Below are 13485 nucleotides of genomic sequence, written 5' to 3'. Positions count from 1 at the left end.
AAGGTGGAAAGGGAAATAAACAAAAAAACTTAACGAAACTTGCGGAATTCTCCATCCATAACCTTGGTTTGGGTGGAGATGGATAGCGTCCCTTATTCTTGGCTGTCATTCTTCCGGTTGTCGTTGCTGCTGAATATATTGTTGCAGAATTTCTAACGGAGCTCCGCCAGCGCTGATCAGGCAGTAGGCCCTGGTCCATAAGACTGGGTTTCAGTAATACGCTTTTAGGTGGTCAGCAAATTCCTGATCTTGACCCGATTTGATGGACACATCGAAGAGAAACGAAGCGTATCAACTTGGTTACTTTTCGAGATCAGCGGCTGGGTAAAAATGAGGTGTGGTTGTTATATCGGTGAGACTAGCTGAGGTTGGCAGATGAGATTGCTACAGTAGATATAAAAAAACCGTAAGGGGTGGAAGAGCTAACCCTTGCGATTTTAACCGATCTGTTTCATCATCACTCAATGATTTTAGAGACTATCACGGCGCCAACGGTATGGCCCCCTTCACGAATAGCGAAGTTCAATCCTTCCGTCATGGCGATGGGAGCAATTAAGGTGACGGTCAGTTGCAACTTGTCTCCTGGCATCACCCTCTCCACTCTGCCTCTTGCTGATCCCCTTAGTGGTATATTGGCTGACCAATCCTGAGATCAAGCAGACCCCTAACGCGCCAGCTCTGGCACGAGCTGAACTGCAGCAAATAGGCTCTATCAGACGTGGTGAAGGGTTGATGTTAGGCACCTTTATTGTGTTATTAGGGTTACTGCCCTGGAACCTCAAGCTCTCCCATAAATAGTCAATACGGTACTGGTTTGTCGCTTACATATTTGACGCTATAAAATCATTTTATAATCTTCAGAGAAGATATTTTACACTGTAAATTCGGTGCGAACTCTTTCCGGGACAGACCAGTTGCAATAGCACCCGATATTTTAAGATTTTTATATTATATATTAGTCTATTATATATATGGTGATGTTAGTATCCTCTAGTCAATTCAGAGAATTTAGTCATGGAAAATAATGAAAAACCGCATCGTCCGCGGAAAGGTGTAACGCCTGTACAATATGGTGAGTCATTGTCATCCCCTGGTCGGCCACGCAGTAATAGAGAGGGTGTTTCACAAACTGAGCAGCCCTATCAAACCTCTTCAGCAGACTTTGAACGTAATCCTAGAGGGCACAGAGATTCGGAAACCTACCGAGGGGAGCAGGTTAGCTATGGCAGTTACCGCACTGAAAGACCAGGGGAACCTAATCATCCTGGCGCTGCTATTCATGCCTCTAACAGAGGCGGTAACAGCTTTTCCCAATATTCTCAGCACCATAAAACGGCCACAGATTTTGGAAGGAGTGAAAGGCGTTCAAGCAATAGGGAGCCATCCGTAGCGTATCAGGATTTTCCTCTCGCTGAATTGGCACACCGATGTAATCGTTTATCAAAACTGATTAAGAATAACCAAGGAAAAGAAGAGGACTTTAAATTTTTTCAGATAGCTGCTAAATATATCCAAGAACTGGAGATTTCTAAGCAACAGCATAAACCCAAGGATATAGCGTTATTAGCCAACGCTTTTAGCAAATTTCCTCATGACAGAGACTGTAAAAGCGCGATAGCGCGGATTGCTGAATTCATAACAGGTCAAACCTTGGGCGCGGCGCTGTGTGACTTTAACGCACAAGATTTGGCCAATTTAGCCAATGCCTTTAGCAAACAGCCTGATGACCGCCACTGTAAAAGCGCGATAAAGCGGATTGCTCGATACCTAACAGGTCAAACCTGGGGCAAGGCGCTGTGTACCTTTAACGCACAACAGTTGGCCAATTTAGCCAACGCTTTTAGCAAATTTCCTCATGACAGAGACTGTAAAAGCGCGATAGAACGGATTGCTCGATACCTAACAGGTAAAACCTTGGGCGAGGCGCCGTGTAACTTTAACGCACAAGAGTTGGCCAATTTAGCCAATGCCTTTAGCAAACAGCCGGAGACCATCGCCTGCAACAGCATGGTAGTGCGGATTGCTGAATTCATAACCGGTCAAACCTTGGGCGCGGCGCCGTGTACCTTTAACGCACAACAGTTGGCCAGTTTAGCCAATGCCTTTAGCAAACAGCCTGATGACCGCCACTGTAAAAGCGCGATAAAGCGGATTGCTCGATACCTAACAGGTCAAACCTGGGGCGAGGCGCCGTGTACCTTTAACGCACAAGAGTTGGCCAATTTAGCCAACGCTTTTAGCAAACAGCCTGATGACAGAGACTGTAAAAGCGCGATAGAGCGGATTGCTGAATTCATAACGGGTAAAACCTTGGGCGAGGCGCCGTGTAACTTTAACGCACAAGAGTTGGCCAATTTAGCCAACGCTTTTAGCAGATTTCCTCATGACAGAGACTGTAAAAGCGCGATAGAGCGGATTGCTCAATACCTAACAGGTCAAACCTTGGGCGAGGCGCCATGTAACTTTAACGAACAACATTTGGCCAATTTAGCCAATGCCTTTAGCAAACAGCCGGAAACCATCGCCTGCAACAGCATGGTAGTGCGGATTGCTGAATTCATAACCGGTCAAACCTGGGGCGCGGCGCCGTGTGACTTTAGCGCACAACAGTTGGCCAATTTAGCCAATGCCTTTAGCAAACAGCCGGAGACCATCGCCTGCAACAGCATGGTAGCGCGGATTGCTCGATACCTAACAGATAAAACTTTGGGCGAGGCGCCGTGTGACTTTAACGCACAAGGGTTGGCCAATTTAGCCAATGCCTTTAGCAAACAGCCTGATGACAGCGACTGTAAAAGCGCGATAAAGCGGATTGCTCGATACCTAACAGGTAAAACCTGGGGCGAGGCGCCGTGTAACTTTAACGCACAAGAGTTGGCCAATTTAGCCAATGCCTTTAGCAAACAGCCTGATGACAGAGACTGTAAAAGCACGATAGAGCGGATTGCTCAATACCTAACAGGTCAGACCTGGGGCGAGGCGCCATGTAACTTTAACGCACAAGGGTTGGCCAATTTAGCCAATGCCTTTAGCAAACAGCCGGAGACCATCGCCTGCAACAGCATGGTAGCGCGGATTGCTCGATACCTAACAGATAAAACTTTGGGCGAGGCGCCGTGTGACTTTAACGCACAAGGGTTGGCCAATTTAGCCAATGCCTTTAGCAAACAGCCTGATGACAGAGACTGTAAAAGCGCGATAGAGCAGATTGCTCGATACCTAACAGGTAAAACCTGGGGCGAGGCGCCGTGTACCTTTAACGCAAAAGATTTGGCCAATTTAGCCAATGCCTTTAGCAAACAGCCTGATGACAGAGACTGTAAAAGCGCGATAAAGCGGATTGCTCGATACCTAACAGGTAAAACCTGGGGCGAGGCGCCGTGTGACTTTAACGCACAAGAGTTGGCCAATTTAGCCAATGCCTTTAGCAAACAGCCTGATGACAGAGACTGTAAAAGCGCGATAGAGCGGATTGCTGAATTCATAACCGGTCAAACTGATCTTGCCACCTTTTTTTAGACACAGAGAAGAGAAACCTTAAGCGACCTGGGATAACCAATTTTTTTCAAAATTTACAGGAGACAGATAGCCTAGCGTTGAGTGCCGTCTCTGTCGGTTATAAAACACTTCTACGTATTCAAAAATGCTCAATTTGGCTTGTTCTCTGCTCTCAAAACGTTCAAAGTGGGTGTGCTCTGTTTTTAAGGTATGGAAAAAACTCTCTGCTACTGCATTGTCATAACAATTGCCCGTACTACTCATGCTAAGCGTTATCTGGTGATGCGCCGATACAGCCTTGAATCCTTTGCTGGTATACTGGCTGCCTCGGTCGGAGTGGTGGATGAGACCTGCAGCAGGCTTCCTCCGTGTTATTGCCTGGCGTAATGCTGCGGCTACTAACTCGGTGGTCATGTGAGCTTGCATATCCATCCCCACGATACTACGAGAGAACAGGTCCAGTACGATAGCAACATACAACCATCCCTCTTGGGTCGGAATATAGGTAATATCTGCTGCCCAGTATTGATCAGGGCGAGTGGCTGTGAACTTCTGCTTGAGTAAATTAGGCGCCACTGCGGCCTTTGGATCGACTATTGTGGTTACCTTAAATCGTTTTTTCATCTTAGCCGCAATATGGGCTGCTTTCATTAGCCGACAAACCCGTTTGCGTGAACAGCGCTCACCTCTAGCTCGTAACTCAGCATGGATACGTGGGCTACCGTAAATTTGGTTGCTTATGGTATAAACCTCTTTAATTTCAGATATTAAACGCTCATCCTCACAATAGCGCTTGGATGGCTCAGCCTTGATAAACTGATAATAGCCACTGCGGGATACACCTAACACGTTGGACATCCTCTCTACGCTGAATTCCCCAGCATGCTTTTGCATAAACTGGTATTTTACTTGCGGGCCACTGAGAAGATGCCCAAGGCTTTTTTTAGGATATCCCTCTCTTCGCGTGCTATCGCCAATTCTTTCCGCAATTGACTGAGCTCAGCATCAGACGCTTTCAGGTATCCTTTGCCCGGGAAAGCCTCTGCACCATCCTTGTTATGCTGATGGACCCACCCTGCCAATGTACTCTTGGGAACTCCCAATTCCTCGCTCAATTGACAGAGCGTTTTACCAGTGCTGTGATACAGCTTTACCGCATTCAGCTTGAATTCCTTATCATAGCTCCTTGATTCCCCTTGATTCATAACTTCACCTCAAAAAGTAACAAAAAATTATACGCTTTGTTCCTCTTCGTTGTGTCCGTTAAAGGGTAGCAAGATCAGTTCTTGATGACAAAATAAAGCAGATGAGTCGCTTTGCGTTCAATGGTTGGGTAAGCAGGTTCTCCGAATACAGATTGATCAAGGTTACCTAAAAGTGCGGCGAGGGCATTCCCACGCTCAAGGCCAAAAATATCGCTGGCCTCGCCTCTGGAAATAAGCGAGTCTTTCAAGCGAGCAATGGACTGCCTAACATCATCAAATGAGGGAATCACACCACCTATTGTTCCGCTTAGTTCAGACAATGACCCTTCATCATAACGCTGTAACAACAGAAAAGTTTTGGCATAACGGCTGATGATCTCAATCAGCTCTCGACTGGTTTCAGCAGGAAAATCAGCCGATTTGGCTACCTTTCTAACCAGTACCAGCGCCGCTTCCAGTTCAGTAGCATTATGCTCGAATCGAGCACGATCTAGCGTCCATCCTTTCATCAAATGATCACGTAAAACAGTCGACGCCCATTGACGAAATTGGGTACCGCACTTCGAATTGACTCGATAACCAACAGATATGATTGCATCTAGGTTATAGAAATCAACCTGGTAGGTCTTACCATCGGACGCAGTATGTGCAAATTTTGCACGTACTAATTTGGCTACTAATTCACCTTCTTTGAAAATATTCCGAAGATGCTTGGTGATCACTGAACGTTCTCTTTGGAACAATTCGGCAATTTGTTCCTGGGTCAACCAAAGGTTATTACCCTCAAGCCGAACGGTTACTTGTCCGCCACCCGGTGGTTCAAAAATAACTATTTCACTTCCGGTATCACTCCAGGAGTATTGCTTATAATTGGGAGGATATTTCATTGATGTGTGGCTCACACAGCAGTCAATTTTTTTAAGGATGGTAACGTTTTTAGTCGTATTACTGATGTCTTTAGATGGATCAAAATTAATTCTCACGTTTAATTATTGTATGCACAAAAATAAATGTCAAGAGTTGAATGATTTTTGGCAGGAAAGGTCAGAATTTGTCTTTAGCTGCGTCCTGGTAGTGCCCCACCTTTTGATACGTGTGACATACTCCCACCCCTAAATTGGTAAATCAATTCTAGTGGGGGTATCTTGCGACCCAATCTAGCCGAATACTAGATCCTCTCGCTGTAGCATGACCGCTGAGTCCTATCGCTACACGGGAACACTTTACACAACCGCGCAATATCCTGACGGTTCAGCTAAAGCAAATTGGACGATCATTTTAGCCGCGTTATGGTCGCGATCGTGGCTGCACTATCGCTATAAAAATGGGTGATGCCTACCTCTAACCCCAAGGTTTTATCAGCTTCGATAACCGCAGCGATAGGGTGAGAACTTTGGTCATCAACTAAAATACTGGCATAGTATTCACCACAAGCAATCCGCTTGATGGTAACGGTTTTTATAGCCCCGAAAAATGGACGATGTAGCCTGATTTTGATCCCTTTGATTTTCGGCAAGTTCAGCAAGGAGCCATTGAAGTCTACCGTGACCTGTTGCGGACACTGAAACGAGCGACAAGCGGCCTATTTTTTCTTGAAGCGCGGAAACTTAGTCGTACCCTGGAAGAAGTTGATGAAGGCAGTCTCAAGGTGCATTAGGGCTGACAGAAGAGATTGGCTATTCACTTCAGACAACCACGGCTTCTCCGCTTTCTTAAAGGCCACCTAGTAGACGTTGTAGTTCACTTCTAGAGAGGTTCTTCTGATTCTCCTGGTAGAATTTATCTTTCAGGCTCAAAGCCCAATTATAGATATTGCCGCGCACAGCCAAAATGCTTTTCTAAAAGCTCTTCTTGGGCAGCATTAGGATAGATTCTGTATCGATAAGCCTTCATGTGTTGTATTATGGCCAATCACATTTAGCGATTCAATCATGAAGTCCCATTATCACTGTGTTTATAAACTAAAATATCATTTAGTGTTGGTTACTAAATATCGAAGACCCTGCCTCACTCGGGCTATGCTGCAGCGACTGCAACAGATGTGTAGTGAACTGCTGCAGAAATGGGATGTTACGCTAGAAGAATTTGCGAGCGAGGCTGACCATGTTCATATGATGCTCGATAGGCCCCCAAATATTATGCCAAGCCGATTGGTCAATAACCTGAAAACGGTGACGAGTCGCCTGCTGCGTACCCGAGCAAGCCAACTCACCTACTACCCCAACAACTCTATCTTTTCCTTTTTATCTTGACTAAGAAAAGATAGTATATTATATTTTCTTATTAGTGATCTATTAAGAAAAGATAGCGTATGAGTCAAAGAATTGGAACGTATATCAAACAAAAAGTGCCAGGAGAATCCTATAAGGCATATGTCCCACCTAAGCTTCCGCCAGTCCCTCCTGTGGATTTGTGGCAGCTTTATCCATACCTTGAAAAAGCAACTCAGGCTTTAGCCGAGTTAAATAGCATTTATAAGACCATTCCAAACCCATCTCTATTTCTTTACATGTACGTTCGTAAAGAAGCATTACTTTCAAGTCAAATTGAAGGAACCCAAAGCTCATTTTCAGATCTTATGCTTTTTGAACACCAACAAAAATCGGAAGTGTCTCTCGAAGATGTTGAAGAAGTGTCTAATTATGTCAAAGCCATCAGCTATGGATTGCAGCGCTTAAAGGAAGATTTTCCTCTATCCCTCAGGCTCATTAAAGAAATACATAGCGTATTGCTTTCTGGTGTAAGAGGATCAACTAAATTACCTGGAGAATTTAGGCGATCACAAAACTGGATCGGCGGAACAAGACCAGGAAATGCATTATTTGTACCACCCCCGGTAAATATCCTTAATCAATGCCTTAGTGATTTTGAAAATTTCATGCACGATGATAGTCTACCAGTTCTTATTAAAGCAGGGATAGCTCACGTTCAATTTGAAACAATACATCCTTTTCTGGACGGGAATGGCAGGCTGGGTAGATTATTAATAATCCTGTTATTATGCGAAAACGGTATACTCGATGAACCTATTTTATATTTAAGTCTTTATCTTAAGCAGAATCGTCAACCATATTATGAACTACTACAAGAAGTTCGTTTTAACGGAACCTGGGAAACATGGTTGGAATTTTTCCTTGAAGGTGTTTATTTGTCCGCAAAACAGGCAATTAATACAGCAAGACAAATTAATGCTATTTTTGAGAAAGACCTAAAAAAAATAGCAGATCTGGGACGTGCCAGGTTTTCATGTGAACAGATACTAGACTATATGAAACGATTACCTCAAGTAACAGTTGCTCTACTTGCAAAAGAACTAGAAATGACAGCGCCTACTGCCAGAAGTGCACTAAATCATATGATGCGACTTGGAATTCTAGAAGAAGCTAGCGGTAAAAAGCGCGATAAATTTTATGTGTACAGAAAATATTTAATTTTACTTGAAGATGGTGCAGAACCATTCTATACCAGAAAATAATTAAGCTTTAACAGATATTTTGTGGCTAAACTGGTTTTTCTTGAGTTAGGTTAATCAGAATTATCCTATTAATCTAGTGGATGGCGCTCGACAAAAATGTTGGTATACTAGCTGTATGTTTATGTTAGAACAAATTATAATTAAAAAATAAAACCTAATATATATAGGTTTGTCCAGAATAAAAATAGTCGTAACTTTAATAAAAAAATCAGAGAAAATCATTTTTATTTATATTGAACAAACTACCCCACAAATATATAATAAAACTATAAATTAAGTGGTGAAACTAATAGGGATAAAAATCATGAGAAGAATTTTAAAAACTAAATTTATCACAAAAAATTGAAAAACTTTTTCCAGAAGGACCCCAAGATTTTAAACGGTTTATTGAACATACTGATAGTTCAGAAAAAATGAAACCTAAAGGGCTGAACGACATAATGAATGAACTTCTAGATCCTTATCCTTCTGGGATACTATCCAGTGATCTTCTTCACTGGATGATGTATAGACTTGGCTTAGAAGATCTTTATAGAAAAAAGTTCGCTAAGTATGACTTCTCGGAATATGATGCTTTTGATGACAATTTCTGCCAAGAAGCTTGTACACGTGGAGCACGTCTACCAAATTGCTTGAAGCCTTTTACAAAGGCCCTCCAAAATCGGAGAGCCTTTGGAGTGTAGAGCTGTCAAGGGCCCACCGGAAGCCGCAGCAACGCGACTGAGCACTGAACGGGTGAGATACCGTCTTACCCATCATGATGCAAGCGCTATTTTTGCATCAAAGGGAATTCCAGATTTTAGTACGCCATAGGCCAGTTGTAATAGCTTACGCATAGCCGCACAGATGCCAATCTTACTACCTTTATGGCGTGGTCATATACAGGATTTTTAGGGGTATTTGATTGAATTATCTGGAAAAAGAGCTTCAATTATGATCAAATAATCGCAGATTTGCACAGGCAGTTCAATGGATTGAGTCTGGGTAATCAGCTGACTGTGGCCTACAAGCCTTTTCATAATCAACTGCGCAAGGAAGCGTTTGCCGACTTTATGAAGCAACTGACGCAATTTGCTATGGCCCAGTTCGTAGAGGGAATATCTACCCTCCTACCACCTAAACTGTCCAGTTTTGATGATGTGCTATTGCAGGATGGCAGCTCATTTTCTCTCCACTCCGGCCTAGCTGATATTTTCCCCAGTCGCTTCAAAAAAGACCAGGCGGCGATTGAATGTCATTTGAGCATCTCTTTGCTTAGCCAATCGCCAAAAACCAGGGCAGTCACAGCAGATAAGGCTCTCAACCCAATCATCGTAGAGGCCCGTAATGGGCAAGGACGAAAGTTAACCCAGCTAGAGGGTCAGAAGCTTCAAGCAGTCAACCTTAAGACCAACCGCTCTGAAGTCCTTGATTTGCACTGCCGGCGTGGTCACTACGAATTTCGAGTGATCCGCCGTTGGTTTTCCGAGGAAAAGCGCTTCTGCCTATGGTTGACCAAGCTGCAAAAAATGTCTGATCTTGCTACCCTTTAACGGACACAACGAAGAGGAACAAAGCGTATAATTTTTTGTTACTTTTTGAGGTGAAGTTATGAATCAAGGGGAATCAAGGAGCTATGATAAGGAATTCAAGCTGAATGCGGTAAAGCTGTATCACAGCACTGGTAAAACGCTCTGTCAATTGAGCGAGGAATTGGGAGTTCCCAAGAGTACATTGGCAGGGTGGGTCCATCAGCATAACAAGGATGGTGCAGAGGCTTTCCCGGGCAAAGGATACCTGAAAGCGTCTGATGCTGAGCTCAGTCAATTGCGGAAAGAATTGGCGATAGCACGCGAAGAGAGGGATATCCTAAAAAAAGCCTTGGGCATCTTCTCAGTGGCCCGCAAGTAAAATACCAGTTTATGCAAAAGCATGCTGGGGAATTCAGCGTAGAGAGGATGTCCAACGTGTTAGGTGTATCCCGCAGTGGCTATTATCAGTTTATCAAGGCTGAGCCATCCAAGCGCTATTGTGAGGATGAGCGTTTAATATCTGAAATTAAAGAGGTTTATACCATAAGCAACCAAATTTACGGTAGCCCACGTATCCATGCTGAGTTACGAGCTAGAGGTGAGCGCTGTTCACGCAAACGGGTTTGTCGGCTAATGAAAGCAGCCCATATTGCGGCTAAGATGAAAAAACGATTTAAGGTAACCACAATAGTCGATCCAAAGGCCGCAGTGGCGCCTAATTTACTCAAGCAGAAGTTCACAGCCACTCGCCCTGATCAATACTGGGCAGCAGATATTACCTATATTCCGACCCAAGAGGGATGGTTGTATGTTGCTATCGTACTGGACCTGTTCTCTCGTAGTATCGTGGGGATGGATATGCAAGCTCACATGACCACCGAGTTAGTAGCCGCAGCATTACGCCAGGCAATAACACGGAGGAAGCCTGCTGCAGGTCTCATCCACCACTCCGACCGAGGCAGCCAGTATACCAGCAAAGGATTCAAGGCTGTATCGGCGCATCACCAGATAACGCTTAGCATGAGTAGTACGGGCAATTGTTATGACAATGCAGTAGCAGAGAGTTTTTTCCATACCTTAAAAACAGAGCACACCCACTTTGAACGTTTTGAGAGCAGAGAACAAGCCAAATTGAGCATTTTTGAATACGTAGAAGTGTTTTATAACCGACAGAGACGGCACTCAACGCTAGGCTATCTGTCTCCTGTAAATTTTGAAAAAAATTGGTTATCCCAGGTCGCTTAAGGTTTCTCTTCTCTGTGTCTAAAAAAAGGTGGCAAGATCAGTCGATGTATGGCTGCTCCCCGTACTGGAAGCATTGATTCATCATGCAGGGTCTGAAATAGAGCATCGATTGTCATGGGCAAAGCAATATATACTGAAGAACGCAACAAAATCACAGCAAAGAAAATCCATACAAAACAGAACGTTAGATGGCATCTTCGCCGCACTTAATGCTTAAGGTCCCGTATAGGTTAAGATACTAATGTATCCAAATATTCTTGCGTTCTATCACAATACCAGGCGTGACTTAAAGCCTCTAAGCGTGATTTTATTGCTTGGCTCTGCTGCTGATAATCACGATCGGCAAGCTGAAGCCGCTGATCATACAAATTCTGCATCTCTTCAAACAGTGGATCTTGTACCGTTTCACGATACTGTTGTAAAAGAGTAGGCACTTGACTGTGTAAGTAGCGATGCCAGATCTCTGATGTGGCTAACCCGATGGCAGCTCCGCTATCTGGTTGTTGGGCAACCGCCTCTAAAATAGTGTTTTGAGCAGCCAGTGTTTGCTGATAAGTGACCTGAGTGATAACCCCATGACGCAGTCTACGGACTGGTGAAATCAGATTAATTTTTCCCTGTTTAGCCAGCTGACTAATAAAAGACAGCGTCTCTTCAACTTCATCTGAATCAATATCTTTATCCTGTAAATCGTTAAGATGAGACTGTACGATGGCTTTTAATTGTTCCTCTTGAAAGAGGGATGTTCCTAAAGTCACTAATTGACTACGCGAGAGCATTACTGGATTTTTAAGTAGGGTTGATACTGTTACCGCTTTCACACAATCACGAAAGGCTAAAATAGTTTTATCTCGACAAGTCGATATCGCTTCATGCGCATAAGCAGCACACATGGCTGCTAATTCTGGATCATTCGGCAGTGCTTGTAAGATTGTACCAATGGCCTGACGTAATTTTATCCCGTGAATAGGATCCCTATATTCCGGGCTGCGCAGTAAGCAGCAGGTAGCAGCATCGTGCGAAAATAATAAGGTAATGAATGCTGAAAAATCAATCTCTGAACTCTGTTTATCTAGCATCACTTGCCAATGGCCTATTAAAGCCGATCGCTCTGCTGTCGATAAATCAGGCAAACAAGTATGAATCAAATCCTGAATGGTTTCTTGTTGCTGCTGTATTTTGATTTCCGTTTTATTAATATCAGATAATTCCTCATTATTGTTCTGTGCTTTAGGGTATAACTGACTTAAAAAATATAGACGTTCTTTTAACTGAGTAAATAGTTTAAGAGCAGCCCGCATTTCTACATAATCTTCTGGTGCGGTTGCTCTAAGATTAAAATTAATTTTTTCTAGTTGCGGGAAAATCTGATGTAACCGTTTAATCACCTGTGGATCAGTAATCGGTATAAATAGTTTTAAATCTTTTAATTTTTCATTTTTCCGTGTCAGCGATGCAAGATGAGAAAGTTCTAGGGGTGGAATATTGAAGGTTGATCTGATGTTGTCACTATTAGGAACTAAGATAATAGAGCGAATCTCCGGAGAAAAAGCAAATTGCTGTAATGCTTGAGACACTTGTTCCCCACTGATACTTTTTTTATCATTATGGTAAATGAAAGTCAATTGACGTAAAAACTTTGGCACCTCACAATTTGATAATTCTTTAGCAGCTGCGTCATCCAAAATTAAATTTATTTTGGTCAGATAAGGGAGCTGAGATAGCGTATCCCTTAACGCTTCTGACTTTACTGATCCAGATAAAGTTCCTTGTATATTAGGCTCTGGATAAAGTAAATAGTCATCAATAGCCGATAGTGGGGCATTAGAAGTTAGCATCATCATCAAATGATACCACATGCCATAAGCATCTTTTTCAGATTCTGAGGCCTGCGACAACATATTACCTTCTTTAGAAAGTAGTGTGATTAGCTGTGGTGAACTATCTACCAGAGGTTGTAGTAACTGTTTTTCAAATTCATTAGCCTGAGAGTAGATCCGTGAGACAGCACTATTACTTACGGTCAACATATGATGTAAATAACCACGCAAGGAAGTTTTTTCAGGAAGAGGTTTTTCTTCAATAGATCCTAAAAATTGTTCTAATACTTGAAAAAATAGTTCACTATCTATTGGTAATATTAATTCTCGCAAAATATCATTATCTTCTTGTAATGGATATTCTTCATCAGATAATACAGTATCTGTGGAACTATTATTAGCCAATCTTACTTGTGTAAAACTATGATTTAATGTAGCAAAATTATTCGTATTAACAGACAGATCCACAGCATTTAATACATTAGCGGTTTTTTGCAAACTTCGTTCACCAGACAATAAGTCTCCGCTATCTGATAAAGAATTGCCTGTTTCTGTATTAACGGAAACTCTTAAATTAAGATCTGAAGACGAAATATTATTTTTCATGCTTTCTCCTGATCAGTGGTTTGTCGGTTAAAGATGTAACCATATTGTTTAGTCATGCCGCCTCCTAAATTTTTTATAATAAAAAAAACGTAGGTCTTTATATCAAAAATTTTTAAAAATTAATA

Annotated in this window: 10 protein-coding genes and 4 pseudogenes; 7 read left to right on the top strand and 7 right to left on the bottom strand. The window is 42.8% G+C overall.

All coding sequences use genetic code 11. The features are described 5' to 3' along the window. Positions 1–105: 105 nt before the first annotated feature. Positions 106–195, bottom strand: a pseudogene (locus tag NL324_RS08325) (IS200/IS605 family transposase); the annotation flags it as partial. Between the two features lie 262 nt (positions 196–457). After that, positions 458–601: pseudogene (locus NL324_RS01875) on the bottom strand (EF-Tu C-terminal domain-related protein); the annotation flags it as partial. Positions 602–624: 23 nt separating this feature from the next. Between NL324_RS01875 and NL324_RS01870 the strand changes: the two are divergent. Next, positions 625–798, top strand: coding sequence for a hypothetical protein (locus tag NL324_RS01870; protein WP_436298221.1), 174 nt, complete (start codon positions 625–627; stop codon positions 796–798). 216 nt (positions 799–1014) lie between these two features. Next, entirely contained in the window at positions 1015–3519 is a 2505-nt protein-coding gene (locus NL324_RS01865) for a hypothetical protein (RefSeq protein ID WP_253306094.1), read from the top strand. Between the two features lie 18 nt (positions 3520–3537). On the opposite strand, the pseudogene NL324_RS01860 reads toward NL324_RS01865, so the two are convergent. From NL324_RS01860 to NL324_RS08320, 4 genes and pseudogenes are all read right to left on the bottom strand, one after another. Beyond that, positions 3538–4703 (bottom strand): annotated as a pseudogene (locus NL324_RS01860) (IS3 family transposase). Positions 4704–4777: 74 nt separating this feature from the next. Next, positions 4778–5590, bottom strand: a complete 813-nt coding sequence (locus NL324_RS01850; RefSeq protein ID WP_253306093.1) for a virulence RhuM family protein — start codon at positions 5588–5590, stop codon at positions 4778–4780. Between the two features lie 386 nt (positions 5591–5976). Then, a complete protein-coding gene (locus tag NL324_RS01845; protein ID WP_253306092.1) occupies positions 5977–6219 on the bottom strand; it encodes a hypothetical protein in 243 nt (80 codons plus the stop codon). Between the two features lie 287 nt (positions 6220–6506). Next, complete coding sequence (locus tag NL324_RS08320; protein ID WP_366516331.1) at positions 6507–6596, bottom strand: helix-turn-helix domain-containing protein; 90 nt, start codon at positions 6594–6596, stop codon at positions 6507–6509. A 38-nt stretch (positions 6597–6634) separates the two neighbouring features. Between NL324_RS08320 and tnpA the strand changes: the two genes are divergently transcribed. From tnpA to NL324_RS01825, 5 genes and pseudogenes are all read left to right on the top strand, one after another. Next, positions 6635–6955, top strand: coding sequence for an IS200/IS605 family transposase (tnpA, locus tag NL324_RS08315; RefSeq protein WP_366516330.1), 321 nt, complete (start codon positions 6635–6637; stop codon positions 6953–6955). A 59-nt stretch (positions 6956–7014) separates the two neighbouring features. Then, the gene (locus tag NL324_RS01840) at positions 7015–8178 is read left to right on the top strand and encodes a Fic family protein (RefSeq protein ID WP_253306091.1); all 1164 of its coding nucleotides are present in this window, start codon (positions 7015–7017) and stop codon (positions 8176–8178) included. Between the two features lie 944 nt (positions 8179–9122). Then, a pseudogene (locus NL324_RS01835) lies at positions 9123–9680 on the top strand (IS4 family transposase); the annotation flags it as partial. Positions 9681–9768: 88 nt separating this feature from the next. Next, the gene (locus NL324_RS01830; protein ID WP_253305847.1) at positions 9769–10068 is read left to right on the top strand and encodes a transposase; all 300 of its coding nucleotides are present in this window, start codon (positions 9769–9771) and stop codon (positions 10066–10068) included. Further along, on the top strand, positions 9984–10934 hold the full coding sequence (locus NL324_RS01825; RefSeq protein ID WP_366516351.1) for an IS3 family transposase: 951 nt from the start codon (positions 9984–9986) through the stop codon (positions 10932–10934). Before NL324_RS01830 ends, NL324_RS01825 begins: the two co-directional genes overlap by 85 nt. A 230-nt stretch (positions 10935–11164) precedes the next feature. Here the strand turns inward: NL324_RS01825 and NL324_RS01815 are convergent, their stop codons facing one another. Beyond that, the gene (locus tag NL324_RS01815; RefSeq protein ID WP_253306090.1) at positions 11165–13360 is read right to left on the bottom strand and encodes an NEL domain-containing protein; all 2196 of its coding nucleotides are present in this window, start codon (positions 13358–13360) and stop codon (positions 11165–11167) included. Between the last annotated feature and the right edge of the window lie 125 nt (positions 13361–13485).

This window comes from unidentified bacterial endosymbiont (assembly GCF_918320885.1).
Taxonomy (GTDB): domain Bacteria; phylum Pseudomonadota; class Gammaproteobacteria; order Enterobacterales.
The sequence above is the reverse complement of the archived record's forward strand: the minus strand, read 5'-3'. Positions and strand labels throughout refer to the sequence as shown.

Excerpts from the sequence above, each read along its gene's own strand:
- NL324_RS01865 (WP_253306094.1), top strand. The coding sequence starts at position 1,015 with ATGGAAAATAATGAAAAACCGCATCGTCCGCGGAAAGGTGTAACGCCT.
- NL324_RS01850 (WP_253306093.1), bottom strand. The coding sequence starts at position 5,590 with ATGAAATATCCTCCCAATTATAAGCAATACTCCTGGAGTGATACCGGA.
- NL324_RS08320 (WP_366516331.1), bottom strand. The coding sequence starts at position 6,596 with ATGAAGGCTTATCGATACAGAATCTATCCTAATGCTGCCCAAGAAGAG.
- tnpA (WP_366516330.1), top strand. The coding sequence starts at position 6,635 with ATGAAGTCCCATTATCACTGTGTTTATAAACTAAAATATCATTTAGTG.
- NL324_RS01840 (WP_253306091.1), top strand. The coding sequence starts at position 7,015 with ATGAGTCAAAGAATTGGAACGTATATCAAACAAAAAGTGCCAGGAGAA.
- NL324_RS01830 (WP_253305847.1), top strand. The coding sequence starts at position 9,769 with ATGAATCAAGGGGAATCAAGGAGCTATGATAAGGAATTCAAGCTGAAT.
- NL324_RS01815 (WP_253306090.1), bottom strand. The coding sequence starts at position 13,360 with ATGAAAAATAATATTTCGTCTTCAGATCTTAATTTAAGAGTTTCCGTT.